The organism is Pseudobacteriovorax antillogorgiicola (assembly GCF_900177345.1).
GTDB lineage: Bacteria > Bdellovibrionota_B > Oligoflexia > Oligoflexales > Oligoflexaceae > Pseudobacteriovorax > Pseudobacteriovorax antillogorgiicola.
The window spans coordinates 26,673-52,874 of the sequence record NZ_FWZT01000014.1; the positions used below are offsets into that span (position 1 = coordinate 26,673).

A 26,202-nucleotide genomic window follows, 5' to 3' on the forward strand; every position below is an offset into this window, starting at 1 on the left:
CGAAGGGGGAATGTATGCCTTAATTCGCACCAAAGCCAATTCGAAGGTAGGGATTCGCTGCAACTTCAATACGGTTGATCCTGGTAGAAGCCCTCCTCAGGTGTTTTTCTCGGGTGTATCAGAATTTGGTCTTTCAAAACTCAGAGTTGGTGAAGTCGTCCGCTTTGAGGTGATTGGAATGCCGTCGAAGGTTATTTTTCAATCGAAAATTAGCGGAATGGGCAGCGGCTCAATCTGTTGCGATCTACCTAAATCTCTGGTGAGCATTGAAAGACGTTCGGCGGCTCGGTCGAGTACGAGACGAAATTTGATGGCTTATATGAAGCTAGGCATCTGGAACCCAGCCCAAAACGAAGCTGGCGCGCCGCCAGTATTTGATCACCATCACGAAATATTTAATTGGATTCCGGTGTTTGACATTAGCATTGGTGGAGTTTGTCTGCGCACGCACTTTCCATCGGTTCTGTCTTCATTGATGGCCGTCGACAGCGATCGCAATGCCCAACTTATCCTGCCTATGAACGAACCACTTATGATACCGTCCACGTTCCGTTGGCAACGACGAATCAAGAATCGCTTTGTAGAGGCTGGTGAGGAACGGTATCAATTAGATTTTCGTATTGGAGTTGAATTTAATCATCTGCGTGATGAGCAGCTGATGAAAATCAAACAATTTATTCGTCAACTCAGTGTGGCTGATGCCATTTAAAGGGAGGTCGCTATCTTGCAAAAGCTAGCAATCATAATCTTCAGTATCATCTGGAGTGCTCCAGGCTGGGCTGGCGATGACCTTGAACTCAAGCTTGCCAAACTTTGGGGTAAGATTGACGAGCTAGAAATTAAAGTTCAGAGGCAGGAAGAAAAAATACGGATTCTCGAACGAGGCTTAATGCTAGGGGTGATCCCGGAAGAACTACTAAAAGGCAAGCTTAACTTTGAATCTGAAACTAGGCCCCCTATTGCGTGGGATGATCACCATGATAGGCAAAGCCATTCGGTAAAACCAGAACCATCGGAGAGGACGGATAGCCCTCCTCAGGCGCAGAAGCTTCTAGACCAAAAGTACACTGAAGCCGACTATAGTCGTATGATAAAGGAAGCGCAGAGCTTGTTTAGTAGTGGCAAGTATGGACAGGCAATTACCATTTATCAAGAGATTGAAAGGAGCTTTCCTGCTCGTAATGGAGAAGGACAAAGCTTCTATTGGATTGGATTGTCTTGGTACTATCTCAAGGAGTATGACCTCGCTGAGGCGAGCCTGCTCAAATTAATAGCTCACCATTCCGATAGTCCTTGGATTCCTAGTGCCCGCTTGTTTCAGGGTAAAATCCTTGTTCAGAGAGGGCTTCCTGAGCAAGCTCTGCAAGCCTTTCGTCGAATCATCGACGCCTACCCTGAAAGTGATACATCTGAGATGGCCCGTCACGAAATCAAGCTGATTCGTGAGAGGATCTGATCCATGGCTAAGCTCATAATCTTCCCTCTATTGCTTCTCATCACCACTCATGAACTCATGGGTCAGAACCAAGAGATCAACGTCGGTGAGCTTGATAACTTGGAGCAAGGGTTTGATGACGATCAACAGTTTCAGAACCAGCAGGAAGGGCAAGATCAGTTTCAGAACCAGCAGCAAGAACAGTTTCAAAATCAAGGGAACGGCTTTGAAAATAATGGTCCCATTAATTTCGGCAATCAGGCTAATTTTGGTGATGGTAACCCTCTGAATTTTGGTGTCGAAAATGGAAGCCAGGGAAATAATCTAAACTTTGGCAATGGCGACGATTTTCCCGATAATTCTCCTGCTCAAGCTGCATCGGAGCAAGGGGCAATGGATGAAGGGTTTAATCAAGAGATGAGCGAACAGAACTTCCTCAATAACAGCTTGAACCAGCCAGCTGATCAAATGAATATGAATACGAACAACACGATGATGAATAATCCTGCGTTGGATATGGAAGATGTGGCCACTTCGGAGTCTCCTATGAATCAAGCGACTCCTTTTCGCTTGCGGGGGCCTCTCATCAAAAAAGTAACGGAACCGAATCTATTCTCAGGGGCGCCTCCTTTGCCAGGAACGATGAGACAAATGGCTGTGGGTGAAGCGCCCGAAGAATATCCGGTGGAGGTTGGTGATACGCTGTTCGATATCTGTGACCAACTCATTGATGAGCCAGGCTACTGGCCAAAACTTTGGGCATTGAACCCGTATATCCGAAACCCGCACTTTATCTATCCCGGAATGAAACTGCGATTTTACCCAGGCGATGAGTCAAATCCTCCGTTTTTGAGGGTTGTCACCGAGGATGATGTGGTGCCGGTCGACCGGGGAGCGATAGTTGAAGATGAGCTTCTAGCTGAAGATGTCACCCCGCTGCTAACAAAGGCTGAAAAGCCCAATAGAACGCCGGTGATCTCGCCAGATGAATTGCGGGAGTTTCCCGAGCTTGACGAAGCCTTCATCCGTGAGGGAGATGTCTTTCGAACAGACCACCAGAAAGTGATTATCCCAGCCTTTGTTTTTGAAGAGGAGCAAAAAGCACTGGCAACCATTCGAGGTGGAACAGCGGGCTCTTTTCTCCTTGATAAGGGGCAAGATATCGTTATTGAAAAGGAAGAAGGTGTCGAAGTAGGAGCGACTTTATCAGTGATTCGTCCCTCAGGAGCAGTGATCAATCCAGCTACCGAGGAGAGGGTGGGGTATCGCTATGAATTTGTAGGTCATATCAGAGTGTTTCGCCAGTTCCCTGATGATGAGGATCTCTATGGAGCTAAAGTTGTCTTTAATCGCACAGGAATTAGGCCCATGGATCTTGTGGTGCCATTCCTATCGGTGAAACGCAAGGTTCCCTACGACTTACAATCAAGGGAAGCAGGAGACCACTTAGTTGTTGGCTTCGACTTCCCCTACTCCTTTTTGGGAGGGCGTGGTTCATTTATCTTTCTAGAACAGAAAAACGGAAAACTTGAAGTCGGTGATACGATCAAGCTTTTTCAGGACGTAAGGAAGGCGTCATTGGGAAGTGAGGCTAAGAATCTTCCATTGTTTCAGAAGTTTGTTGCCGAAGCGCATATAGTCGACAATCGTGGCACCGCAGCGACAGCTTTTGTGATACGAGACATGTTCGAAGTGCGTCTTGGTGATAGCACCAAAAGTCAGGTCCTAGAGCAATAAGTCTCTCGTGACGATAAAACTGCTTTGATATTCAAGCAACCAGGAGGTTGCTGATGAATATTCTTGATACAACCCTTTGTCACATTGTTTCACAGCTCACATATAAATGGATTCCGATCGGTGATGAATGGGAATCGACGTCAACGGATGTGCTTCACACAATACCCTGGTTGGAGTGGAGGCGTTATATTCGTTGTGAGCAGAATCGAGGGACCCCATGGGGACAGGTTCTTCATAAGCACCTTGACGGTGCATATGATGTCGTATTGAAAGAACTAGAAATCCTCATGACTTCCATAAAACAAGGGTATCACTATTTATCCATATGCGATCCGCGCTATCCCTACTTATTACGTCAAATTAAAGATGCCCCTTTTGGGCTCAGCTATCGAGGAAATCTTGATGCGTTGCATAACCCATGTCTCGCTATTGTTGGCTCACGGAAAGCGGCAGTCGATGCTGTTCGTGAGGCGCAGGATTTGGCAATGCGCCTTGCCTACGAAGGAGCCACGATTGTGAGTGGTGGCGCCATCGGTTGTGATACCGCAGCCCATCTTGGAGCCCTTTGTTCTGGTGTAAGACCGAGTCCCACGATTGCCGTGATGGCTGGTTCCATCGATAAGCTTTACCCCCGTTGCAATGATGTCCTGTTCCATAGAATATTGGAGTATGGCGGAATGATTATCAGCGAGCGTTTAACAGGGACGCAGCCAAGACCGATGGACTTCCCCATTCGGAATCGCATCATTTCGGGCATAGCCAATAGGGTATTGTTGATGCAGGCAGCGAATCGATCTGGAGCGATGTCTACTGCAAATCTAGCATTAGCCCAAGGACGAGATGTCATGGTGTATGAACCCAGACGCACAGACGTGCGTTTTACAGGTAATCAGGCGTTGATGGAGCAAGGCGCACCTTGGTTCTCTTCGGCAGATGATTATTTTCAATTGAAATGGGAGTGATAATCAAACCTTGATTATTTTATTTTGCTTTCCGTAGGACAAAGCTTTAGTCTTATTAAGAGAGTATTTCCAACTAGGCACATATCGCCCAATGTCTTTGAGTCTAAGCTCGAAGTTCCTTGGAGGAGATCCAGATGAAGAAGGCTGCTGGTAGCCATCCCCATTGGTGGGCTGTTGTAAAATCCATGGCTGATTTGGTCGCCTCTGGCTATGACGAGCTTGAACTTACTGAGCACTATGTAAAGGATGAACTCATTGGCAAAGGCTTTGACGAATCTCAGATCAACTTAGCGGTTACATGGGTTGAGAAAGCTGTTAATTCTGGAACGGTGAACGAATGCTTAGCCATGTTGCAAAAGCAGTCTGAAGGTGTTCGAGTGATCAACCCTTTGGAGAAGGTTTGTTTTTCTTCCTCGATCTGGTCGCGGCTTGAGATTTGTCGCCAGAAGGGCTTGATTTCTGATGAAGCCGTAGAACGGATTTTAGAAGGAGCGAGGGTCATCGACACAAGAGACTGGGAAGATGATGAAGTTTCTAATCTTCTCGCTGAAATGCTATTCACCTTCAATCCGAACAATACAGAAACAGAATATTTGGAAATGCTGCAACGATGTGTCCCACAATTCTATTGTTAACAACGAAATATTTGACTTTAAAAGTCTTTATCACAGCCTGACAGTAGGATGTCCTTAGGAAAGCTTCCCTTACGCAAATCTAAAAGGGAGCTTGATGCGAACTATCCAAACATTGATTGATCGTATGATCGATGAGTCTTGGCAAGAACTTTTGGTCAATGGCACAACATCCATGACCTTGATTGCCCAGGATCAGAAAGCGACATGCACGGCATCGCCGTTCTCAGACGCGTATGATATGAGTCGTTTGATCCAAGATTTTGCGAGAAGTCACAAGGTGCGTGTTGATCCTATGCGACCCGCCGGCGGCGGCATCATTGACATCGATGGCGATTGCTCGGTTCGCTGGCACGTGATGATGCCTCCGGTGGCATCAACAGGCCCTCAATTAAGCCTTCGGCAATTAAGCTGGAGTCACATCAGTTTATCTAGCTTCCATCACCTGCCTGAGAATCAAAAAATGCTTGAGGAACTAAGGCACAGAGGGTGTGTTTTTTTCTCTGGTCCGACTGGCTCTGGCAAAACAACTCTCATGACAAAGCTCATTGACAATAGTTTTTCTGAGGAACGATTATTTATTCTGGAAACATTGCCAGAGATTCCCCTTTTATCAGACCGCTGGGTGCGGTTGGTGGAGCAGTTGCCTAATATGGAAGGGCAGGGTGCGTTTAGCCTGACAGACCTTCTTCGTGAGTCTCTCAGGATGAGGCCTGATCGCTTTGTGCTGGGCGAAATCCGTGGGCAGGAGGCCCTAGCTCTATTTCAGATGCTGATGGCATCTCATGAGGGGGTCTGGGCTACCATTCATGCTTCCGGCCCCGACATGCTAGTGCCGCGTCTTTCGCAATTGAGTGGGGTCCATGAAGCCGAATGGCAACAGCTTTTTGAAGGACTGAAGCCTTGCTATGTGCAAATGCAAAGAAAAAAGCCCCGCGTGGCGGGGCTTTTTCAATTTGAAAATGGAACGTTTCATCCTATTTTTTTCGACCAAAAACCAGCTTGAGGAACTTTTTGACCACACCACCCAATGACTGGTTTTGCTTGGCTGCTACTTGTGGCTCTCTGGTTTTTTCTTTCACCCTTTGGCGATTACGTTGTTGGTTGCCCTTCTTACCATCCTTTCGGTTGTCGTGGCGATCCTGAGGCCGCTTGCGCCCCTTATTCCCTTGGTGGGTCGATTTTTTCTTACGGGTATCTTGCTCATCCGAGCGGCCTTTGCCGCGGCTATGTTTCTTACGGCTACGATCTTGGCCGTCTCTGCCTTTAGCAGAGCTAGCGCCTTTGCGATTGTCTGGCTTTCCGCCACGCTTGTTGCCGCCCTTGCGGTCCTTGTTGCGATCACCGGAGCCAGCTTTTGTGACTGAGGTAGTGCCTTTGAATTCAGGGTCTTTATATGGATTCAAAGCCTTGTCTTCAATGGCGAGGTGCTCCTCATCAGCCATAGTGACTTTTATGTCTATCTGGGAGCCTAAGTACTCCCGTATGGCTTCCAAGTTGTGGCCATAGTCTTCGCAGATGAGAGAGTAGGCGGAACCCTGAGCGCCAGCACGTGCCGTACGTCCGATACGGTGAACATAGTTGGCAGCCTCTCCTGGGAGGTCGAAGTTATAAACGTGGGTTATGTCCGAGATGTGTAGCCCTCGACTTGCTACATCAGTGGCAATGAGTGCCTTGACCTTGCCCTCTTTAATTCGCTCGATCAGATTGATACGCTTACGCTGAGGTAAGTCCCCTGTAATCAAATCTGCTTCAATGCCGTTGTTGACAAGTTTGTAGTGAACCCATTCGGCAACCAGTTTTGTATTGGTGAAAATGATCGAGCACTTGGGTTGGTGCTCCCGAATCAGCCCAAGTAATACTTGCAATTTTTCCGTGGATTCGCAAACGATCGCCTTTTGATCAATGCGTTCTGGAGTCATGACTTCAGGGTTGACGGAAATGTATTTTGGATCTTCTAAATACTCAAAGGCCAGCTCTTTCACCTGGTCATTGGTGGTCGCTGAGAATAGGAGCTTTTGGGTTTCTTCACCGAGGTGGCGTAAAAAGAACTCCACATCTTCGATAAAGCCCATATCAAACATGCGATCAGCTTCATCGCAGACAAACTGAAGACAGTGCTGCAAAGACAGGATCTTCTTCTGGCGATAGTCTTTCAGTCGGCCTGGTGTGGCAACGATGACGTCTACACCATCCTTGATGGCTTTGGCTTGCTTATCGTAGTCGACCCCACCATAGACGGCCATAGACCTAATATTGGTAGCTTTGAAAAGCTCTTCCGCATCGGAGTGGATCTGTACTGCGAGTTCCCTTGTGGGAACCAGAATAATAGCTAAGGGATCACGACTTTTGATTTCGCCCTTTTTAAGCTTGCTGATCTCATTGGCAATGGAAATCAAAAAGACTCCGGTTTTGCCTGTTCCGGTTTGGGCAAAGCCAGCTACATCGCGACCGGGGATCGTGTACGGCAAGCATTTGCTCTGCACTGGTGTAGGGGCTGTCCAGCCCATCTGGCGAATGGCGTCGAGAACCGTTGGCTCTAAGTTTAGGGTCTCAAAACTGCCTACCTCTTCCGTGCCCTCGTCAGAAACAAGCTCGGCTGACTCATCCTCGAAATCGGGATCATCATCCTTGTCGGCAAGATCTTTATCGGCAAGATCTTCATTGTCGAGTTGGGTTTGCTTAAGGTTTTCGTCGGTTGCTGTTACAGTTTCTTGGGTGGTTTCGTCATCTGAAGCGATGCTTAAGCCGGTGTCGTTATTTTCTTGGTTTTTATTCATATACTTCTTTTACTCAATTCGAACATTTTTGAAGCCCGAAGCGCTTAATCTTTGCGAAATCGATCCGATAAAACTGACAAAAAGTCAGGTGTGCCATGATAGACAACGAAGACCAAAATCCTAGTGACGCAATCGATTCCGAGGAATCGGAGTCTCCGCAGCTTGATCAAAAGACTACGGATGATAACCCAGAATCGGCTTCTCTCCAAGGAGAAGAAGCTATAGCCAGCCGATCTGAGCCCACTGAGACTGCCAGTCCTGATGAAGATGATAACAAAGATGACGGTAGAGTCCACGACAATGACGAAAATTTGGCAATCGATGAACCTGCTGACCTACGGGATGTCTTGTCCGAATTGGCGCAGTTTAGTCATGCGACCGAGGACTACCTTCGTTGGAAAGAAGAGTTGAAGCTATTGACCATGGATGCAGTCTTGAATCTTCCTTACTACGAGCTATGGCGTGCTGAAGCCAACGATTGGTTTAGACGATCAGTTATACTAAGATCTCGAAGACGAAAATTGGAGAAGAAGAAAGGAGCCTAGTTTGTTCGGTTACAAAGCGCAGTTGTTGGTTGTGGTTTTCGCTCTTGTTGGGTGCGTAACTCCTCAAGAGGAAAGACAAATCAAAGAGGATATCGCTCGGCTCCAAGCTCAGTTGGTGCAGATGCAGAACGACTTTCAAGACTCAGATTCCAGCCTTAAGTCGAGCACCAATAAGCGTGCTGCCAGCACCAACTCGCGACTTGAGCGGATGACCATTGATATTCAGAAGCTTAAAGGTGAGGTTGATGCTCTAAGAGTGGGGGTGATTACAGGACAGTTACCAGGTCAAACCGACGATGAAGGCCCCTCCATGGCAACCAAACTCTTGGCGGTGATCGAGCGTCTTGAGGCTCTTGAGGAGCAACAAAAGAAGATCATGACGGCGATCGAGAAGGCAGGTAGCCCTTCTAAAAAAGTAGAGTCGAAACGTTCGAGCAAGGTGGCCACCAATATCAAAGGCTTGCGTCGGGCATTTAAGGAAAAACGCTACCGACACGTGAAAGAGGATGCCCCCGCTGTGATTAAAAAGCTCAAGAAAGGCACCAAGCTCCGCAAAGAGGCCCAGTTTTTATTCGCGGAAAGTCTTTACAAACTCGGCGATATTAAATCAGCGGCTCTCGAATTTGACGAGTACCTCAAGTCAGATCCGGACAACAAGGTTGCCCATGCTAATTTGCGCCTGGGAGACTGTTTTCGTCACCTCGGAGACTCAGCTACGGCCAAGATTTACTATGACGAATTAGTGAGTCGGTATAGCAGTAGCGAAGAGGCTCGCATTGCGAAGCAGCGACTTGAAAAGCTTAGTATTTGAGTCGAAGCTTTCTGTGTTATCCGACAAGCTATCCTTCCAGCTTGATAAAGCTTGATCCATCTCCTATAAGTACTGTGTAGTTTTGTAGCGTCAATTATACGTGAATCGAACATGCTAGTACTAGGAATTGAGTCAAGCTGCGATGAGACCGCAGCGGCAGTTGTTGAAGATGGTCGCAAGGTTTTATCCTCGCAAGTCTTTTCCCAAATAGAGACCCATAAGGTCTTCGGCGGTGTGGTGCCAGAGATTGCAGCGCGGGAGCATCTGAAGGTTATTCAACCGATGGTGCAAGCTGCCTTGGATGAGGCTTCGTGCACCTTGGAAGATATCGATGCCATCGCAGTGACCCAAGGCCCAGGCTTAGTTGGAGCCCTTTTAGTCGGCATAACCTACGCCAAGGGTCTGGCATTAGGAACAGGAAAGCCACTGATTCCGGTGAATCACGTTCATGCCCATATTCACGGCGCTCTCTTGGGCCTCGATGCTCCATTGGAGTCGCTATTTCCAGGCTTAGCGCTGGTGGTATCCGGCGGGCATACCAACATCTACTATATGGCAAACCCAACAGACTTTGAGCTTCTAGCGCAGACCATCGACGATGCCTGTGGTGAAAGTTTTGATAAAGTCGCCAAGCTTTTTGGTCTTGGATATCCTGGTGGGCCAAGGATCGAAGCCCTCGCAAAACAAGGAAATCCAAACCACTTTCAAATGCCGAGGATGGTCGAAGAGAAGAAACGCTTGCTGTTTAGCTATTCTGGATTGAAGACACATATGGTAAACTTACGTCACAGGAACAAGGGAGTTTTTACCGATGAAGAAACTGCCGACCTGTGTGCTGCGTTTCAGGAAGAAGCTTTAGGGCAGCTTGTTCGCAAGCTGGAATCAGCCCTTGCTTTGAAGCCAGCATCATCCATTCTGGTCGCTGGCGGCGTAGCAGCTAATCAGCGGTTCCGGGCTATGGTGGATGAAGCCATCAATGTTCCGGTTTATTTTCCGCACCTGCGGTATTGCTCTGACAATGCAGCTATGATCGCAGCTCTGGGATACCATCAATTTAACACTCAAACCCATCCTCAGTCAGTCTTCAGTGACTACGATTGGGATGCATTTTCCCGCTACCATCGGTAGTGGCAGGCGCGGTTGATGAACTTCTGAAAACGAGGAAAAATGGGCTATGGGTCGGCGACAGCATTCGGGGCTGGTACAGAAAAAATCGTTAGGACAGGTGTTTCTCAACACCGATTGGCCGGTGCAGAAGGTCGTGGATCGCTTGCAAGAGTGGGGGGTGCGACGCACCATCGAGATTGGACCAGGACCAGGTATTCTTACGCGAGCGCTTCTTGAAGCGGGCTTTGACGTAACAGCCGTTGAACGTGATGATCGCTTCGTCGAACGTCTAGCGGACTACAAGCGTGCCCGGGGTGATAACCTCAAAGGCAAACTCGAAATCGTTGGCGAAGATGTTTTGAAATTCGACTTGGAGGCTTGGGTGGGCTCGTCCCACGAGCCCGCAGCGGTCTGCGGAAATATTCCGTACAATATCTCATCGCCAATTCTCATGTGGGCCTTACCCCATTTGCCTCAGCTGAAAGGCATCAATTTTCTCACTCAGCTAGAGTTTGCCGCTCGCCTAGCAGGTCAGGTAGGGACCAAGGCTTATGGTAGTTTAAGCGTGTTTGCTCAGTTGCGAGCTAAGGTTACCATGGACTGCAAGGTTGATCGCAGTTGCTTCACGCCGGTTCCGAAAGTCGATAGTGCTCTTGTTTCTCTCAAGCCCAAATCTATTGGGATCAGTGATGAGCTACTCAAGCAGGTTGAAACCCTCACGAGGGGCGCATTCACCCAGCGTCGTAAAATTCTAAAAAATGCGATCAGTCAGTTTCTAAGTGAAGAAGATTTGATCAAAAACTGCCCAATCGATTTAAATCGTCGCCCCGACTCTTTACGTCCGGAAGAGTATGTGCAAATCGCAAAGTACATTTTCGACAATCGCTGATACATCCCGTTGAGGAAGGGGTTTTCCCCTTTCGATCTGGATTCGGTACACTATTATAGCGGACTGAATTCAGGAGGTGTTCATGCCAAGGGTAATATTCAAGCCAAGTGGCAATGTTTCTGAGGTGCCCGAAAATACAAAAATACTGGTTGCTGCCAATCGCATCAAGCAAGATATTGAATTCGGCTGCGCTTCATGTCGCTGTGGTACTTGTGGGGTTCGTATTCGCGGCTCCTTAAGCCCAATGAAAGCCAATGAAAAAGATCTACTGGAAAAGATGCATCTTTCCCTTGATGGTACGATTCGCTTGGCTTGCCAGGCGCGGGTATTGGATTCTGATGTGGAAGTTGATCTTGATTTTCAGAGAGAGTACAGCCCAGACCAAGGCTCCTGAGGGACTCGAAAAACTCTTCGTGTGCTGCGTTATGCCTCGCTTGTGAAATCCTCACGCACCTTTGTGCGCTGCGTTTTCATAATCGAGCCATGCCTTGCCCCCGAAGTTTTTTCGAGCCCCTCAAACCTGAGAATCTTCGTGTGCTGCGTTATGCCTCTATACGGAAAGGGCGAATTCCCTTAGCACATCGTTTAGTGATGTTTTGAGGTCTGTGGACGGCTTCCGATCGCCAATGATGTAGGCACAGGATGTGTAGATCTTACCACCTGGAACCTCTTTTTCCTTTGTCCCTGGAACTACTACAGACCGTGCTGGAATACGGCCTTTGCTCTCTTTGATCTCGCCACCACGGATGTCGATGATTGGAGTCGATGAGGTGATCGTGACATTGGCAGCGAGAACCGCCTCATTGCCGATTTCAACACCTTCTACTACGATCGCTCGTGAGCCGATAAATGCACCGTCACCAATGATGACTGGTTTTGCTCCGGCTGGCTCTAAAACACCACCAATGCCGACGCCCCCTGATAGGTGAACATTTGCCCCGATCTGGGCACATGATCCAACTGTTGCCCAAGTATCAACCATTGACCCTTTGCCAATATAGGCTCCAATATTTACGTAAGAAGGCATCAACACTACACCCTCTTCCATAAATGTGCCGTACCGTGCAGTAGCTGGTGGCACAACCCGGACCTTGAGGTCTTCGAAATTGGTCTTCAATGGGATCTTATCAAAGTAGGTAAACGGCCCCACCTCGATTTTTTCCATCTTGGTGATTTTGAAATATAGTAAGATCGCTTGCTTGATCCAGGCATGGGTGGTCCACTCATCGCCATCACGGGTGGCTACTCGAATGGCACCGGTATCGAGGAGCTTGATTGCCTCATGTACATACGGTTCCACCTGCGACAGAGCATCCTGCTGACCGCCTTCTAAGGCTGCAACGGCATCTTCAATTTTGGCTTGAACGGTTGAAATTTCCATTGTTTGACTCCTAATATCTCTTGGTAACAAAAGTTTCCATAATGTCCATAGCTGGTTTTAAATCTTGTTGGTCGGGGACCATTGCAAGGCGAACATAGCCCTTAATGCCTTCACTCAGCCATTGAGAAGGGCTAGTAATAACGCCATGCTTAGCAAGGTCCAAGCTGAAGGTAATATCGTCGTCATCCTCCCGCAGGGGGCACCACAGATAAAAGCCAGCCTGAGGTCGATCTTGGATCATGTTCATTTTTTGGAGGCGCTCGAAGCAATAGTCGAGGCGCTCGGTAAATATTTTTCGCCTTTCGGCTACATGCTCGTCATCATTCCAGGCAACCGTCGCAGCGGCTTGAATGGGCAGGGGAGTACCCACTCCGAAATTAGCCCGTGCCTTGCGGATCGAGCCGATCAATTTACGATCACCCAGGATAAATCCACTGCGATAACCGGTGAGGCCGGATCGCTTTGAAAGGCTCATGAAAGATAAGATATTTTTGTGACCATATTTTAAGATGTGATGAGGTCGCTCACCGCTATTATCCCAAGAGCTATGATAAATATCGGTATAGCAGTCGTCGGAAAGAAGGATCACATCTCGCTTTTGGCACCAAGCAATAATCTCTTTCAGGTATCCCTCATCGGCAGTAGAACCCGTAGGGTTATGGGGGTAATTAATCCAAAGTGCAGCTGCATCAGCTTGAACGCTCTCTGGCAAGTCCCAAGGCTTGATTTTGAAGCCGTCGTCGGCATCTAGGTTGATGGGTACCGGAGTCCCTCCTGAAAAAAGGATTGAGCTTTTGTAAACGGGGTACCCCGGATTGGGATACAGGATACTCTTGCGGCCACCGGCACGACCAACCAAGGATAGAGCTATATGGAACACAGCCTCCTTGCTGCCATTCGTCGGAATCAAGTCGAGGTCATCGCTTTCCTGGTAAGAAAATCGTCTCTCGCAATAACCCCAGATACTTTTTCGTAGCTCCGGGCTACCGTTGATACTTGGGTATTGACTGATTTCCGGAATACTATCTTTCATGGCCTGTTTGATAGGGGCCCAAGTTGGGATACGGGGGTCTCCGGTCCCAAAGTCAAAAACTCTTGTCCCGGCATCCACCAGGTCCTGACGAATTTTGGCCAGGGCTTCCATTGGGTAGGTCGGTAAATTCATGGTGACATCATTGAGGGTCATGGGTGATCCTTTATCAATTGAGCAGGAGGTCGTCTCGACCTATTTTTTGACACCGAGTTGATTACGAACGTTCCATATTTCGGGGAACAATGTTTTCTCTAAGGTCGTTGCGAGGTACTTCGCCCCTAGAGAGCCTCCCGTGCCCGTTAGAGAGCCGATCATCCGGGAAACCATTAACATATGACGATAACGCCAGATTGTAAATTGCTCATCGAGGTCGACTAAGGACTCTAGAAAACTATATATTTCGTAATGGTTTAAGTGGTTTCTGTAAATGTCTTCGAAAATATCTACGACTTTGGGATTCGCCTGGTGAGGCTGGGTAAGATCTCGCTGGAGAACCTCTTCGGGGACCTGATATCCTTGGCGTGCTAGAAATGCAAAAAAGGAGTCGTAAAGGCTTGGCTCCTTCAATGTCTTCTCTAATTTGGCCAGAGTGTCAGGCTCATGTTGGTGGTATTTGAAGTAGCCCTTATTTTTTAGCCCTAGCTTGTATTCTAAGATTCGAAACTGATGAGATTGAAAGCCACTGGCCGGATTGAGTCTATCACGAAAGCGATTGAATTCATCCGGTGCCATAGTTTCTAGGATGTCAACCTTCTGTATGAGGACCTTCTGGATGGTGTCAATCCGCTTCATAGAACGCAATACTGGCAGTATCTCATCTCGGTCAAGGAGGCTTTGGCAACGGAGGACCTCGTGTAGAATTTGCTTAAACCACAGCTCATAAGATTGGTGAATGATGATGAAAAGAGTCTCATCATGCTCCTTCGGCTCGGAAAGCTCCTGCTGCAAGGACAAGAGTTCGTGAATTTTTAGGTATTTGTCGTAGGTCAGTGTTTTTTCGTCTGGTTGGATCAGACGATCTTCATTCGCTCGTTCCATAAGCATCCCCTTGTCATGATTTAGTCTGACATTCATACGAAGTCAGCGCTCAAAAGACAAGGGGAGCCTCGCAGAAGGGAGTCGGCCCTTTAGTTTAGGACCGCAAGCCACTCCATCTTATCGGTGAATGGAAACATATCGAAGGCATCGAGCTGAACGACACGTTTGCCGGTGCTCTTGAGGTCGTCGAGGTCTCGAACGAGGGTGTTGATATCGCAGGAGACATAAATAAGACGGGATTGAGACCGAGCCATGGTTGACTTTAGAAACTCTCGAACAGAATCCGATAGCCCTTTTCTCGATGGGTTGACTACAATCAGGCGAGGCTCTTGAGCCCAGCTTGGAAAGTTTTCTGTAATCTCTTCGACGCGCCCAGCTACGAACTGAGGGGTATTTTCTACGCGGTTCCGCACCACATTTTTTTGAGCATCGCGGGTCGCCTGTGGGTTCTCTTCGATACCAATGGTACGATACCCGGCGTTGGCGAGAAGCATGGAGATTTGGCCAGTGCCACAGTAAAGATCCCAGGCAACCGAATGACTGCGATCGGGCCCCGCGATTTGCTCCACACGGCGATAGACATTTTCAGCCTGCCATGGGTTCACTTGAAAGAATGACGTTGGGCCAATCTCAAAGCTCAGATCACAAAGCTCTTCACGAAGGCGATCACTTCCTGCAAGCCGTTTGGAAACGCCACCAAAAATAGTATTAGTTTGTTCCCCGTTGACGTTCAGATGAGCGGCGCTGATGGTGTGGCCTAAGTTGCGAAGCTGAAGAATCATGCTCTTCAGTTCGAGCCTCTTGCTATCGTTCATGCAAATAAATGTCACCATCACTTCTTCAGTGAGATGAGAGGCACGAATCGCAATGTATCTTAGATCCCCAGTATGGGTTTCTTCGTCATATGGAGTAAGGCTAGAGTCATTGAGAGCTGGTTTTAGATCCCGAATTAGGCGATTGATGCTGTTTCGATGCAGTGGGCAGAACGAAATATCAACTACCTTATGTGACTTGGGCTGGAATAACCCAATCGCGAAGCGACCGTCTTTGGCATGAGGAGTTACAGATTTGGTCGCCGGTCTAACAGCAAGCTTTGCATGGGTTCGGTAGGCTTGGCTTCTTGGCGATGGAATCGGGGACGTTACCTGGGTTCCCTGGAGAAGCGTCTTATCCGTGAGCTTTTCTAGGCCAGCCCTATATTTGATATCCAAACTGTTCTGATAATCCCCATTGATGAACTGGCAAGTTCCACATACATCCTTGATACGGCAGGTCTTTTGCTCAATGGGTTTAACGCTGCGACTATGGTCTTTCTTCCAACGCTCACTTCGGTAGACAATAGTCTTTGAATTTGGTCTGTTACGTTCTGCCATGGGTTGATTTACATCCTATCGTGGGATTTGACGGAAAATGCCAAAGGAAATTGTAAATACCATCCTTTTTGGCAGAACAAAAGGCTTAGTTTACATTCCCTTAAAAAACTGATTTTATTGCTGATTTAGAAGATCCAATCCGTCAAATCTTCTGGGGTGGACTTAATTTTCCGGCCGTGGGCACGGCGGAAGACTCGGACGCCTAGATTTTTGGTATAACGCTCCCAGGTACCCCACTCTTCATTGAGTGTTTTTACGGTATAAGGGGTATTGGGTGATTTACTTCCTTTGGAGAAGGTGTATTCATCAAAAAGGTAAGTTGCTGTGTGGCGAATCCAACGGAAGTTGACCTGGCTAGGATTTTCTTTTGGAATATTGAAAAAAACTAGCATATCTCCATATTTAAGTTCGGACTTTTTAGGGTCGACCTCATAGAAGTGGCGATTGATAGCCCGCCATAGCTCATCATAGTTTATCATCGCCCGGTGGTAGCCTTTTTCCCGTTTGACATTGATCGACGATGAGCGAGTCAGGCTCTGGCCGTGGAACGCTAGAGCAGCATGAAAACAGTTGGGTCCACGAAACACGATAAAACGCTTTGCCATCTTCCGCGCAAATCGGGGAAGAAGGTCATCGTGGACGATAAGGTCCTCGTCTTTTTTTAGTTTTCGGACGATACGGATTCGCTCCCGTGTGCTTAGGAACAGCTTCATCTGGCTTAGAAACTCTCGCCTTTGCCTTGGGTTATCATTGAGCTTTTCAGCGAGGACTTTGACATTGTGGTGGCCGCGACTCATTTCATGGGCGATTGCTTTGAGGCGCATGAACTTTAAGATGCTTAAGTCAAGGTCGACAAGAACCCTCTTTTTGGTGGGTTTCGCTTCACTTAATTTTTTGCGGTAGAACTCAAGAACTTCTTTGGCTCGGCCTCGCTTAGCTGTCTTCTTTACCAGTTCTATAAGCTTATCTTCATCACGATGAACGTAGATCTGAACGGGATCAATTCTCTCGTCGCGATCGAAGTTACGGGCTCGTACACGAAGTTTCTTAAGTGGAATTTCTAAATCTTCTGACTTAGATTCAGTTTCGATGCTGAGTGATGACTTTAGATCCTTGAGTGAGGTGGTAAACCTTAGCTCAATATCCTTATACTCGGTAACAGCAGATGCTGACCAAGGTGATAGCAGAATGTATGCAGCAGCTAAGAAAATCAATTTCGGAGCTAAGGTCATATGCTTCCCAAAAACATAAGCTCAAACAATTTGGATTGTGATCTGTAAACCAGCATCCTCATCGGCCCAATTTCGCTTTGCTTTAGCTTGATACTAGCAAAATAAACTAGGCAAATACTTCGTATTGAATCGGAGTATAATAGCTCTAGGCACTATCAAAAGCTTCGATCCCATGATCGCTAGTGTAAGGAGACCTTGATGACTACCGTACTGATCGTTGATGCATGCAAACCCAGTCTGGTGATGACCTCTGAAATCTTTAAGGATAAGATGTCTGGTACCATTGTAGATGTGGCACAATCTGGGAAAGAGACTCTTGAATACCTCAATGATAAGAAGCCAGACCTTTGCGTGATCGACTTTGATTTGCCGGATGTTGATGGCCCTGCTTTAGTAGAAGCCATGCGAAAGGTTTTTCAAGGGCCGATTCTCATGACCGCATATCCCGAAAGAATGGTGGAAGAGGCAGTTAGCGATCACTTGTTTGCCTTCAATGATGCGAGTGCTTGGGTTTCAAAACCAATCAAGTCGGAAGAATTAGAGCAAAAAATCGATAAGTTTCTACTCGATGGCTATCGGTTGGGAAAGCGATTTGCCAGCGACATGGAAACCCAGCTCGTTGGCAAAGCAGCAGGTCGTGGCAAGAGAGCCCCGAAAGCCAGTGGTCGCATCATTAATCTGAGCCTTGGGGGGGCTAAGGTTAAGCTCGAAGGGGCTCTCAAAGTTAAAAAGTCCCAGGAGCTTACACTTACTCTGGCTTTACCCGTAGCCGATCCCCGCAAAGGTGGGAGTCGCGTGGCAGCGGGAGAGACCAAAATCAAGGCTACCATTGCCTGGACCAACACCAGCCAAGGGGAGTTGGGTCTCAAGTTTCTCCGGCTAACTGAAGTTCAGAAACGGGGTTTAGAGAATTTTTTTCGTGATAAACAACCGGTTTAAGGTGGGAATATCATCGCAATAGTTCTGACCTTCAAAGCCTTCAGCTATTTTTCCGTAGTGCTTCATCAAGTTCTGCCAGGTAGATCCGAAACCCCAAGGGAAACGGTCGCGTTGAAACATGGGTGAAAATCCTCCTGGGATAATAACGGATGATGAGCAACAATCGAGATCTCCTGAACCAGTTTGAAATTGGCGGTAACTTCTTCGAGCTGATTGAGTTTTCGCTAGTCCGTCGCATCAGTTCCGACAAGGTGTATAAAGGCACTTATGGAGTGAACGTTGCGAAAGTTCGTGAGGTCGTTCATATGCCTTCCATCAACCCTCTTGCCTCGTCTGTTTCTGGTGTTGCCGGAGTATTTGAACTTCGTGGTATTCCAATTCCGGCAGTGAACTTGTGTCAGATTCTGGGGGATGTTGAAGCCCCGATCACCAAAGAGCAGCAAATCATAGTCACCGAGTTTAGCCAAAAGCGTGCTGGATTCATTGTCAATTCCACACATCGGATTCGCCGCGTTTCGTGGGATAAGGTGTTGCCGCCATCATCGGACTCCTCGTCTTGTATGACAGGTATGATATTAATGGATGATCGTGAGTTCTTGTTCATCTTAGATCTTGAAAAGATTCTAGCCAATATTGAATCACGTGGTTCTGGTCAGGTATCGAACATCTATCGTGGAGTGCCCAATCAGGAACAGGGCAGCTTGGGTGCTAGCCTTAAAGGTGACCCACTTGCACCTGGAGTATTGGTCGTCGACGATTCACGTCTCATTCTAAATAATTTAGAGCGAGTTTTGACGAACAAGGGCTACCGCGTTCTTACAGCAGATAATGGCCAGAAGGCCTTAGAGCGGGTTCTGGAAATTCACTCCGGGCGAAATCGCAATTTTGGCCGTGTTCATGCCATCATTACCGATGTGGAGATGCCCCAGATGGATGGTATCACATTCGTTAAGAAGGTCAGAGAGATCCGAGAGCTTCAAGAGTTGCCGATTCTGCTTCATTCGTCACTGGATGGCGATGCAACTAAGGAAGCGGCTCGTAAGGTTGGGGCCAACGGTTATGTCGTTAAGAACGACATAACCAATATCATGCAATCTCTAGAAGATCTGATTTCGAAAGCTCCTATGGTGCTAGGTGCCTAGCCTGCTCTCTTGGGCTGACTATACTTACGTAGCCATTGCAACTCTTCCCAAAGCATGTGCTTTAGAGACTCACTCGCTCGGTATCCATGACTCTCATTAGGAAACATGACAAGACGAACGGTACCTCCCAAGCCGCTGATGGCATGGTAGAGTCGCTCGCTCTGCATGGGAAACGTTCCTGAGTTATTGTCATTGGCGCCGTGTATGAGCAAAAGTGGTTCGTTGATTTTGTGGGCATTTTGAAAGGGAGACATGGTGTTGTAAATGTCAGGAGCTTGCCAATAGGTTCGTTCTTCAGCCTGGAAACCGAAGGGGGTAAACGTACGATTGTAGGCACCACTTCGTGCGATCCCACCCACAAATAAGTCGGAATGAGCTAGAAGATTTGCGGTCATAAAGGCTCCATAAGAGTGGCCTCCTATAAATGCCCGTGAAGTGTCGATGACTCCGCTCTCAGCCGCCGTATCCAGAGCGGCCTTTGCGTTGGCAACCAACTGTCGGACAAAGGTGTCGTTGGGTTCATCACCACCTTCTCCCACGATAGGCATCGCGACCCGATCCATAACTGCAAAGCCTTGGCTTAAGAATGGTAGTGGCCCCCAGTAGGAAACGCGGTTGAATTGGTGAGGAGATGTTCTGATCTGCCCAGCGGCTTTCTTAGATTTGTACTCTCGTGGATAGGCCCATAGAAGAATGGGAAGCTTTTGAGAGGAGCTTGCGCCCTTAGGCAAGTAAAGGGTGGCGGATAGATCAAGTCCATCATCACGCTTGTAACGCAGTTCCCGTCTTTCGATGTCTTTGAACTCAGGGTAAGGGTGTGGAAACTCGGTCATGGCCAACATTTTGTCTTTACTGCGGTTCATGCGGAAGTAGTTTGGTGGCTCTAGATTAGTTTCCCGGCGAACGAGAAACCTCTGGCCTTTCTGGTCGAGAGGGGCGACGACACGGCTATAGGTTTGTGCTGGGGTTTGCCAAATTTTCTCTAATTCACCTGACTTGAGGTCAAGCGTTTGGAGGAACGGCAGATTCCCTTCTGATGAATAACCAATACTACTTAAAAATATTTTTCCATCAACCACGGGAACTAGTGACTCACCTGAACCAAGATTTATTTTCGTAGGATTGCCAGGATCGGTATAGACATCCTCATAGGAGCGCTGCCAAAACGTTTTCTTCTCCAGGCTCTTCAGGTTTAACAGATAAGCTGCCTCTTGTCGGGAAGACCACCAGCGGTCCTCGACGTATGCCTGCATACCATCTAGCCAGGAAACGTCAGAAAAGCGGAACTTAAGATCAAGTGCAGCTTCTGGCTTTTTGTGAAGCCCTCGCAAAATCATCACTTGATCTCTGACTTTTACGTTATTCTTCGGATCCCCCTGATCGCGCGCTTCCACCCATAGCAACCAGTTGTTTGATTTGGGAATCCACTGCACCGATCTCGGGCCTTCGTAGGTTGCAGAAAAGCCCTGTGGAATATCATCGCTAGCCTTCAATCTTGCGATATTTCTCGCCACTTTCCCGTCGCGATAGACATTGATAACTTTGGGAAAGCGATAGTAGGGGACAAGATATGAAAAAGGCTCTTGCAGGATCGTAGCGAGGATCTCTTCTCCTTGAGGGGCAGGGTAGAAGCTTTGGTAGAGATCTGGTTTTAGGAGCTGTTGATCGCGACCCTTGAAGTTGACTTGCCGAATTTCAGATTCAAATAGGTAAGTGAAATAGGCTTCATCTGATGGAGTTTTAAGCAGGTCTTGGTAAGTACGGACAGCCGTTTTAGTATTCTTACTTTCTTGGATCACGGGCTGAAGTTTGCCGGCTTCTTGGTTGAATTTGTTTCTGACTCGGGCCATGTAAAGCAGGTGTTTGCTGTCTGAAGACCAATGATAGCTTCGTTCTCCATGAAGGGCATTTAGCTGCTTCGTCTTTAGCAGCTTGGTCTTAAATTTAGGGCCTTCTGCTATGAACAAGCTTGCCTTGTTATCTTGTACGAGGATATAGGCCAGTTTTTTACCGTCATGAGACCATTTAGGGTAGGCGATCTTAGATTTTTGAGGAGCCTTGATTGTTGCTAAAGTCTTGTTGCTCTTAATATCTAAAACACTCAATTCCTTGTAAGACTGTCGAATCCGACTTGGCGTAAAATTTTTGGGATTGATGCGCATGCCACCAAGTCGGACTTCATTCTGAGCGAGGTCCTCTACGGATGGATTGGCAACGCGAGTCATCAGCAGAAGGTAGGTCTCTTGTGGTGAAACGAGTTGGTTGGGAAGCCTGGGGGCGTCGATCAGCTTTGATAAAGCAGGAGGGGGTTCTTTGTAGGCTGCCAAAGCAGCTAGGGGACTGCCTAAGATCGCGAGGATCAGGGTTAGTTTTCGTGCCATATCGACTCCTTCTGCTGGGATGCGTGGGATTGAACTGACTGAGAAATATGTCATAGGATGAGAAGGCATCCAAGAGGCATTTTGCGCCGGAACGTTGCGGGATCGAGCCTTGGAGAGGATTCCTCCAAGGCTCTTGGTTTTTTTAGGCGAATATTTGCTTAGTCGAGTTGCGAGCACATCTCTTGAGTGACACGGTAGTTGGCGAGCTTGTCTTGGCTGTCACAGCCAGTATCACCGTCCGAAAAAGCATAGACACCCACAGTGATGGAAGGAAATTTATCGGCATCGATAAATCTCATCCAGGCATCACAGGCCCCGCGCTCAATCTGCGATTTAATATCGACATCCTCAGCAGTGTAATGCTTCACTTTTGAGCTGAGGCAAGCATCAGGAAGAAGGTCACGATCGTACTCCTTCCAAGTTGACCAGCGATCGGCCCAATGGGTCTTGAGACACTTCATGATCTGCCTTTTGGCTCGCCGTCTCGCCTCGTTAGGTCGACCGGTGGGAGCATCCCCTTTCACTGTAAAATCTGATACTAGCTTCTGAGTGGGCAAGTATTGAATACTGCTTGGTGGAACCCATTTAAGCTTAACCGCGCCTGCGCAGTGTCGATAGACCCGAGCTGAAGCGACTTCTGTGAGGGACAAGGTGGCAAACATAATGGCTGCAATTTTTGCTTTGTTCATTTCTCATCTCCGATTGCTATGGCTTAATGCCAATAAGGTTGATTTCTGTTCTGAAGGCAAGCTACTTCAGATTGAGAACGGAGTGAGAGAGGAAAATGCTGATCGTGGCTTTTTCTAGGTTACAAATTGTAGCGGGCCAAGATGCAGTTCCGACGGTGTGAAAAGTGGGGGGTAGCCCCCCACTTTCGGAATGTCTAGCCTTAGTATTTCACACTACAGCCATAGGGTTCTGTTTTGCTTGGGTTCACAGACTTGCTTGCCATAAGATTGCCAAGCCCATCGGAGACATAGTTTTGCAGTCCATCAGCTTTGAGTGCTGCTAAGCGTGGTGAGGTCTTGTTATCGATAGCACCGTCGTAGCGAAGGATCCCTTGCGGGTCGATGATGAACATATGTGGAGTCGTCTTGGCGTTATACATCCTACCTACGGTACCCTTAGGGTCCAGAAGGATCGCTGTCATGTGAGCCTTGCGTGCTTCCTCCTTAATCTTCGTGGCTTGTGCAGCAGTGAGGTAACCCTGCTTGCCTGGTGCAGACGAAATGATTGCCAGCCAAACAACATCTTTTTTACCGGTCCAATTTTTTTGCAGTGTTTGCATGTTGCGATACTTCTCGTGGTAATGCTTGTCCACATAGGGACAGTCATTGTTGAACCACTCTAGGACAACGTGCTTGCCTTTGAACTTCTCTAAGGAGTACATCTTCCCATCATGGCCGGGAAGAGAAAAGGTTGGGGCAGGTTTGCCAACGACAGCGCTGGCTTCAGCCCTGTGGGCTAAGATGCTCTGAGAGAGTAGCAAAGCTGTAACAACGGAAATGAAACGCTTCATCGGAATCTCCTATCATAGTGATATGGAATCAATAAATATTTTAGGGCTAAGAACCTCTGGAAGAACCTGAGCTGTTCGTGACCCTGAGGGATAAAACAAGTAAAGTGGCACCCCCGCGCGATCATAACGGGCTAGAAACTCAGCGATGTGTGGATCACGGTTGGTCCAGTCAGCCTTGAGCATTTTGATCTCGTGTTGATTGACATAAGACTTTATTTTTTCCGTTTGAAATGTCGTTTTCTCATTGACTTGGCAAGTGATACACCAAGCAGCAGTGAAGTTGATAAAGACGGCGCTTCCTTCGTCAAGCTGGGACTCCAGGGTTTCTGCCTGGTATGGCGTCCAAAGATCATCAACCGCAAGCGCGTCTTCTGGGTTGGGTGTGCTTTGTAAGGTATACACCAGCACTGCAAGGCCTCCAATGCTGGCTACGGAGGATAAAACCCATGATACCGGACTTGTTAGTGACCGATAAAGCCACATGGCAAACACCAATATCATCAAGCTGAAAAGCACTCCAATAATGGCCATCATGGATAACTGTTGCCCGAGTACTGTGAGCAACCAAAGGCAGGTGCCCCAGAGGGGAAAGGCCATGAACTCCTTGAGGCGAACCATCCACAAACCCGGTCTTGGCAGTAAAAGGCTTACTTTAGGTAGCAAAGCTGCAATGATATACGGTGCTCCAAGGCCCAACCCTAGCGCTGTAAAGACACTTAAATTGACGAGCCAATGCTGGCCTAAAGCATAGCCAAGAGCGACTCCCATGAAGGGCGCGGTACAGGGTGAGGCGACGACTACAGCGAGTACCCCGGTAAAATAAGAACCGAGCCAACCTTTTTTCTCTGTAAGGCCTTGGCCAGCACCCGTCCAACGACCAGCGATTTCAAAGTAGCCAGCAAAGTTCAAACCAAGAAAGAAGAACAAGATGATCAGAACGCTTACAAATGCTGGAGATTGAAGCTGAAAGCCCCAACCAACGACGCTTCCCGCAGCCTTGAGTGCCATGATCCCAAGGCTCATAATCCAAAAGCAGCTGAGTATTCCAGCCAGGTAGATTAACTGGGAGCGGATCAAAGCGCCACGATCCTGGCTCGCTGCTTTTGCAAAACTAAAAAGCTTGAGTGTAAGGATGGGGAAGACGCAGGGCATCAGGTTGAGGATCAAACCTCCTAGAAAGGCGAAAAGTAGCATTTGACCAATGGCAGGACCGCTTTTCAGCTTGGTTTGGAGGACGATCCCGTTGGTTTGATCAGTGTCAGCTAGCTTACTGATCAGCAAGAACTGAGGTAGCTGCTCCGTATTGGAAACATCGGAGCTTTGGTGAGTGATAATCCAGCTACCAGCACCATTTTGGGTGATCATCGGCATTTGATGATTCACTCCAGAACCGGGAAAGGGGAGGCTGTCTAGAATCTGAACTTCCGTTGGAAGCCCAGATATTTCAAGCCTCATAGTTTTTTCCTGATGCTCTAATTCAGCTGTGTGAGTCTGCGAAGCGATCGTGGAATCATATTCGGTAAAGAGAGACATATGCTCAGTTGCAGACGCTGTTTCTGCGATGGGCAGTTCAAACTCGAAAAGCTCAAAGGCTGGTATACATTCCTCCTTACAAACCAGCCATTCAGCATCTAGCGCCAGAGATCGTCGTTCTCCCAAGTGAGCCGATTCAGAAGATGGGATTTGAATGGTACTACTGAGTAGGACCTCACCTTCGTATCCAAAACTCATTAAAGGACCAACTGGAATTCTCTGGGGTAAGGGGAACTGGATCGGCGAGGATTTATAGCCATCAGGAGTTTTGAATGCGAAAACAGCCGAGCTAGCTGAGTCCCCTGGATTCTCCCAGTATGTATGCCAGTGGTCCTCCAGTTTGATCCACACTCCCAGTCGCAGGGAGCCCCCCGGAACCAAAGCTGACTTATCCATGATTAAGCGAGCTTGCGAATGGTCTTGCTGTCGCCAAGCTGACTCTGATGCGTGGCTTACGGAACTTATTATGGTTAGAAGAAGGACCAAATACTTCATGGGTGAGAACCTTTTAGGGAGTTTGAACGCATATGTTATCCTAGATTAGCTGCCTTGCTAAGGCATAAAATGGAGCGGTGCCGCCGTTAGGCACTTGGCGTATAAAGATTTCGTCTAGCGAGAGGAAAAGGTTTCGTTGCACCGGCAGGATATTTTAAAAACCGTTGGGCTATGGTGCGGAGTTTCCTTAATTTTGGGGGAGCTTTACTATTGGGTAAGAGAGTTGGGGGGCTTGCCCGCAGTTCCGGCTTCGGCTTTTCTATCCTCTTTTTTCGCGATTGCTGTTGTGATCTGGTTTTACCAAAAGGGTGACAGAGAGGTGTTCTCTGTGCTTGGTGGCCGATGGTTCTGGTGGTTGCTGGCCCTAAGCCCAGCGCTGTTGGCTGCCATTGTCGCTGGCTTAAGTGGTTTGAACTATAATAAATCTATTGCTCCTAGCCTTCATCAGCTGCTCATCAGTGTGTTTTGGGTGCCTTTGGTCGAAGAGCTGATGTTTAGGCTGGGCTTGACCGATCTATTGAAAGCGAAGAGTCCGGTGCTCTTTGCTGGGTACGGCTCTGGCATCATCTTTGCCTTGATGCACACCGGATTCAGCTGGAGGCATCTGGTGAATCTAGAGTTTGGGCTCCCCTTAGGCCCTTTGCTGCTGGCTTGGGCTAGCTCATGGCTCCTTTGGAAGACGAATCGCATTTGCTTTTGTGTCATTTTTCATGCAAGTTGTAATGGTACAGTAGCCATATTTCAGTACCTCGATCCACGCTGGCTATCATGGCTGAATATGCTTTATATCAAGGGATAAAATCCTTTATTTACTGGGTTTTTGATAGAAATTAACAAGTAAGCTGGGATCCAAAGAAGTTTTGATGACCGATCAAGATGATAAAAAAACACCGGACAAAGCCAAGATCTTGTCGCGCGTGGTTTGCATATGCAAGGGTATTCCCCTATCTAAGGTGCTTGAAGGCCTAGAAGGCTCCGACACTGTGGCTGATGTTAACCGCAAGGTTGGCACAGGTTGCGGTGGCTGCAAAGGCGAGCGGTGCGGTCCTAGGATCAAGACCCTGTTAAGAAAATACAAGGATCAGAAGCAAAAAGACTAGATACTTTTAGCGTTTGTGGAGCATAAGCATCTGATATGCCTTGATAAATGCAATCCGATGTTGCCCGTCGTCAACATATTCCTGACATGCCTCTTCTTCTCTCCTAGCCTTGCCTCGATTCAGTCAGACCAGCTACCG

The 26,202-nt window shown here is 47.9% G+C and carries 25 protein-coding genes; 15 read left to right on the top strand and 10 right to left on the bottom strand.

The window, feature by feature from the left end:
* Nucleotides 1-10 precede the first annotated feature (10 nt).
* The 6 genes from B9N89_RS17710 (at nt 11) to B9N89_RS17735 (ending at nt 5,772) form a co-directional block, all read left to right on the top strand.
* The gene (locus B9N89_RS17710) at nt 11-709 is read left to right on the top strand and encodes a PilZ domain-containing protein (protein WP_234996126.1); all 699 of its coding nucleotides are present in this window, start codon (nt 11-13) and stop codon (nt 707-709) included.
* A gap of 15 nt (nt 710-724) precedes the next feature.
* Nucleotides 725-1,456, top strand: coding sequence for a tetratricopeptide repeat protein (locus tag B9N89_RS17715; RefSeq protein ID WP_132321553.1), 732 nt, complete (start codon nt 725-727; stop codon nt 1,454-1,456).
* A gap of 3 nt (nt 1,457-1,459) precedes the next feature.
* Nucleotides 1,460-3,172: a LysM peptidoglycan-binding domain-containing protein gene (locus B9N89_RS17720; RefSeq protein ID WP_132321551.1), complete on the top strand. Its 1,713-nt coding sequence runs from the start codon at nt 1,460-1,462 to the stop codon at nt 3,170-3,172.
* 53 nt (nt 3,173-3,225) lie between these two features.
* A complete protein-coding gene (dprA, locus tag B9N89_RS17725) occupies nt 3,226-4,134 on the top strand; it encodes a DNA-processing protein DprA (RefSeq protein ID WP_132321549.1) in 909 nt (302 codons plus the stop codon).
* A gap of 134 nt (nt 4,135-4,268) precedes the next feature.
* Nucleotides 4,269-4,769, top strand: a complete 501-nt coding sequence (locus B9N89_RS17730) for a DUF494 family protein (RefSeq protein WP_132321547.1) — start codon at nt 4,269-4,271, stop codon at nt 4,767-4,769.
* Between the two features lie 94 nt (nt 4,770-4,863).
* Entirely contained in the window at nt 4,864-5,772 is a 909-nt protein-coding gene (locus tag B9N89_RS17735; protein ID WP_132321545.1) for an ATPase, T2SS/T4P/T4SS family, read from the top strand.
* On the opposite strand, the gene B9N89_RS17740 is transcribed toward B9N89_RS17735, so the two are convergent.
* The gene (locus B9N89_RS17740) at nt 5,744-7,546 is read right to left on the bottom strand and encodes a DEAD/DEAH box helicase (protein ID WP_132321543.1); all 1,803 of its coding nucleotides are present in this window, start codon (nt 7,544-7,546) and stop codon (nt 5,744-5,746) included. The genes B9N89_RS17735 and B9N89_RS17740 overlap by 29 nt on opposite strands.
* Nucleotides 7,547-7,641: 95 nt before the next feature.
* Here B9N89_RS17740 and B9N89_RS17745 point away from each other — a divergent pair, with 95 nt between their 5' ends.
* The 5 genes from B9N89_RS17745 to B9N89_RS17765 all read left to right on the top strand — a co-directional run bounded on the left by B9N89_RS17745 (nt 7,642) and on the right by B9N89_RS17765 (nt 11,292).
* On the top strand, nt 7,642-8,091 hold the full coding sequence (locus B9N89_RS17745) for a hypothetical protein (RefSeq protein WP_132321541.1): 450 nt from the start codon (nt 7,642-7,644) through the stop codon (nt 8,089-8,091).
* A 1-nt stretch (nt 8,092) separates the two neighbouring features.
* Complete coding sequence (locus B9N89_RS17750) at nt 8,093-8,902, top strand: tetratricopeptide repeat protein (RefSeq protein WP_132321539.1); 810 nt, start codon at nt 8,093-8,095, stop codon at nt 8,900-8,902.
* Between the two features lie 111 nt (nt 8,903-9,013).
* Nucleotides 9,014-10,030: a tRNA (adenosine(37)-N6)-threonylcarbamoyltransferase complex transferase subunit TsaD gene (tsaD, locus tag B9N89_RS17755; protein ID WP_132321537.1), complete on the top strand. Its 1,017-nt coding sequence runs from the start codon at nt 9,014-9,016 to the stop codon at nt 10,028-10,030.
* A 46-nt stretch (nt 10,031-10,076) separates the two neighbouring features.
* Complete coding sequence (gene rsmA, locus B9N89_RS17760) at nt 10,077-10,898, top strand: 16S rRNA (adenine(1518)-N(6)/adenine(1519)-N(6))-dimethyltransferase RsmA (RefSeq protein ID WP_132321535.1); 822 nt, start codon at nt 10,077-10,079, stop codon at nt 10,896-10,898.
* A gap of 82 nt (nt 10,899-10,980) precedes the next feature.
* Nucleotides 10,981-11,292, top strand: coding sequence for a 2Fe-2S iron-sulfur cluster-binding protein (locus tag B9N89_RS17765; RefSeq protein WP_132321533.1), 312 nt, complete (start codon nt 10,981-10,983; stop codon nt 11,290-11,292).
* A 156-nt stretch (nt 11,293-11,448) separates the two neighbouring features.
* On the opposite strand, the gene B9N89_RS17770 is transcribed toward B9N89_RS17765, so the two are convergent.
* The 5 genes from B9N89_RS17770 to B9N89_RS17790 all read right to left on the bottom strand — a co-directional run bounded on the left by B9N89_RS17770 (nt 11,449) and on the right by B9N89_RS17790 (nt 16,955).
* Entirely contained in the window at nt 11,449-12,279 is an 831-nt protein-coding gene (locus tag B9N89_RS17770) for a 2,3,4,5-tetrahydropyridine-2,6-dicarboxylate N-succinyltransferase (RefSeq protein WP_132321531.1), read from the bottom strand.
* A 10-nt stretch (nt 12,280-12,289) separates the two neighbouring features.
* Nucleotides 12,290-13,465, bottom strand: coding sequence for a pyridoxal phosphate-dependent aminotransferase (locus B9N89_RS17775; protein ID WP_132321529.1), 1,176 nt, complete (start codon nt 13,463-13,465; stop codon nt 12,290-12,292).
* Nucleotides 13,466-13,504: 39 nt separating this feature from the next.
* The gene (locus B9N89_RS17780; RefSeq protein WP_132321527.1) at nt 13,505-14,350 is read right to left on the bottom strand and encodes a tryptophan 2,3-dioxygenase; all 846 of its coding nucleotides are present in this window, start codon (nt 14,348-14,350) and stop codon (nt 13,505-13,507) included.
* A gap of 89 nt (nt 14,351-14,439) precedes the next feature.
* Complete coding sequence (gene rlmD, locus B9N89_RS17785) at nt 14,440-15,723, bottom strand: 23S rRNA (uracil(1939)-C(5))-methyltransferase RlmD (RefSeq protein WP_132321525.1); 1,284 nt, start codon at nt 15,721-15,723, stop codon at nt 14,440-14,442.
* A gap of 125 nt (nt 15,724-15,848) precedes the next feature.
* Entirely contained in the window at nt 15,849-16,955 is a 1,107-nt protein-coding gene (locus B9N89_RS17790) for a hypothetical protein (protein WP_132321523.1), read from the bottom strand.
* A gap of 198 nt (nt 16,956-17,153) precedes the next feature.
* Here B9N89_RS17790 and B9N89_RS17795 point away from each other — a divergent pair, with 198 nt between their 5' ends.
* Together B9N89_RS17795 and B9N89_RS17800 are read left to right on the top strand one after the other, a co-directional pair.
* A complete protein-coding gene (locus tag B9N89_RS17795) occupies nt 17,154-17,894 on the top strand; it encodes a response regulator (protein ID WP_132321521.1) in 741 nt (246 codons plus the stop codon).
* A 149-nt stretch (nt 17,895-18,043) separates the two neighbouring features.
* Nucleotides 18,044-19,036, top strand: a complete 993-nt coding sequence (locus B9N89_RS17800) for a chemotaxis protein (protein WP_132321519.1) — start codon at nt 18,044-18,046, stop codon at nt 19,034-19,036.
* Here the strand turns inward: B9N89_RS17800 and B9N89_RS17805 are convergent.
* The 4 genes from B9N89_RS17805 to B9N89_RS17820 all read right to left on the bottom strand — a co-directional run bounded on the left by B9N89_RS17805 (nt 19,033) and on the right by B9N89_RS17820 (nt 24,964).
* Nucleotides 19,033-21,417, bottom strand: a complete 2,385-nt coding sequence (locus B9N89_RS17805; protein WP_159455452.1) for an alpha/beta hydrolase family protein — start codon at nt 21,415-21,417, stop codon at nt 19,033-19,035. The genes B9N89_RS17800 and B9N89_RS17805 overlap by 4 nt on opposite strands.
* A 158-nt stretch (nt 21,418-21,575) precedes the next feature.
* Nucleotides 21,576-22,106, bottom strand: coding sequence for a hypothetical protein (locus B9N89_RS17810; RefSeq protein ID WP_132321515.1), 531 nt, complete (start codon nt 22,104-22,106; stop codon nt 21,576-21,578).
* A gap of 200 nt (nt 22,107-22,306) precedes the next feature.
* On the bottom strand, nt 22,307-22,936 hold the full coding sequence (locus B9N89_RS17815) for a redoxin domain-containing protein (protein ID WP_132321513.1): 630 nt from the start codon (nt 22,934-22,936) through the stop codon (nt 22,307-22,309).
* A gap of 12 nt (nt 22,937-22,948) precedes the next feature.
* Nucleotides 22,949-24,964 (bottom strand): protein-disulfide reductase DsbD family protein, encoded by a 2,016-nt coding sequence (locus B9N89_RS17820; protein WP_132321511.1) that lies wholly within the window; start codon nt 24,962-24,964, stop codon nt 22,949-22,951.
* Between the two features lie 136 nt (nt 24,965-25,100).
* Here B9N89_RS17820 and B9N89_RS17825 point away from each other — a divergent pair, with 136 nt between their 5' ends.
* Together B9N89_RS17825 and B9N89_RS17830 are read left to right on the top strand one after the other, a co-directional pair.
* Nucleotides 25,101-25,763, top strand: a complete 663-nt coding sequence (locus B9N89_RS17825) for a CPBP family intramembrane glutamic endopeptidase (RefSeq protein ID WP_132321509.1) — start codon at nt 25,101-25,103, stop codon at nt 25,761-25,763.
* A 64-nt stretch (nt 25,764-25,827) separates the two neighbouring features.
* On the top strand, nt 25,828-26,064 hold the full coding sequence (locus B9N89_RS17830) for a (2Fe-2S)-binding protein (RefSeq protein ID WP_132321507.1): 237 nt from the start codon (nt 25,828-25,830) through the stop codon (nt 26,062-26,064).
* Nucleotides 26,065-26,202: the final 138 nt, after the last annotated feature.

Coding starts and splice junctions, on each gene's coding strand:
- B9N89_RS17740 (WP_132321543.1), bottom strand. CDS start 7,546: ATGAATAAAAACCAAGAAAATAACGACACCGGCTTAAGCATCGCTTCA.
- B9N89_RS17780 (WP_132321527.1), bottom strand. CDS start 14,350: ATGGAACGAGCGAATGAAGATCGTCTGATCCAACCAGACGAAAAAACA.
- B9N89_RS17770 (WP_132321531.1), bottom strand. CDS start 12,279: ATGGAAATTTCAACCGTTCAAGCCAAAATTGAAGATGCCGTTGCAGCC.
- rlmD (WP_132321525.1), bottom strand. CDS start 15,723: ATGGCAGAACGTAACAGACCAAATTCAAAGACTATTGTCTACCGAAGT.
- B9N89_RS17800 (WP_132321519.1), top strand. CDS start 18,044: ATGATGAGCAACAATCGAGATCTCCTGAACCAGTTTGAAATTGGCGGT.
- B9N89_RS17815 (WP_132321513.1), bottom strand. CDS start 22,936: ATGAAGCGTTTCATTTCCGTTGTTACAGCTTTGCTACTCTCTCAGAGC.
- B9N89_RS17730 (WP_132321547.1), top strand. CDS start 4,269: ATGAAGAAGGCTGCTGGTAGCCATCCCCATTGGTGGGCTGTTGTAAAA.
- B9N89_RS17790 (WP_132321523.1), bottom strand. CDS start 16,955: ATGACCTTAGCTCCGAAATTGATTTTCTTAGCTGCTGCATACATTCTG.
- B9N89_RS17720 (WP_132321551.1), top strand. CDS start 1,460: ATGGCTAAGCTCATAATCTTCCCTCTATTGCTTCTCATCACCACTCAT.
- B9N89_RS17805 (WP_159455452.1), bottom strand. CDS start 21,417: ATGGCACGAAAACTAACCCTGATCCTCGCGATCTTAGGCAGTCCCCTA.
- B9N89_RS17810 (WP_132321515.1), bottom strand. CDS start 22,106: ATGAACAAAGCAAAAATTGCAGCCATTATGTTTGCCACCTTGTCCCTC.
- B9N89_RS17830 (WP_132321507.1), top strand. CDS start 25,828: ATGACCGATCAAGATGATAAAAAAACACCGGACAAAGCCAAGATCTTG.
- B9N89_RS17710 (WP_234996126.1), top strand. CDS start 11: ATGTATGCCTTAATTCGCACCAAAGCCAATTCGAAGGTAGGGATTCGC.
- B9N89_RS17745 (WP_132321541.1), top strand. CDS start 7,642: ATGATAGACAACGAAGACCAAAATCCTAGTGACGCAATCGATTCCGAG.
- B9N89_RS17820 (WP_132321511.1), bottom strand. CDS start 24,964: ATGAAGTATTTGGTCCTTCTTCTAACCATAATAAGTTCCGTAAGCCAC.
- B9N89_RS17795 (WP_132321521.1), top strand. CDS start 17,154: ATGACTACCGTACTGATCGTTGATGCATGCAAACCCAGTCTGGTGATG.
- B9N89_RS17735 (WP_132321545.1), top strand. CDS start 4,864: ATGCGAACTATCCAAACATTGATTGATCGTATGATCGATGAGTCTTGG.
- B9N89_RS17775 (WP_132321529.1), bottom strand. CDS start 13,465: ATGACCCTCAATGATGTCACCATGAATTTACCGACCTACCCAATGGAA.
- rsmA (WP_132321535.1), top strand. CDS start 10,077: ATGGGTCGGCGACAGCATTCGGGGCTGGTACAGAAAAAATCGTTAGGA.
- dprA (WP_132321549.1), top strand. CDS start 3,226: ATGAATATTCTTGATACAACCCTTTGTCACATTGTTTCACAGCTCACA.
- B9N89_RS17765 (WP_132321533.1), top strand. CDS start 10,981: ATGCCAAGGGTAATATTCAAGCCAAGTGGCAATGTTTCTGAGGTGCCC.
- tsaD (WP_132321537.1), top strand. CDS start 9,014: ATGCTAGTACTAGGAATTGAGTCAAGCTGCGATGAGACCGCAGCGGCA.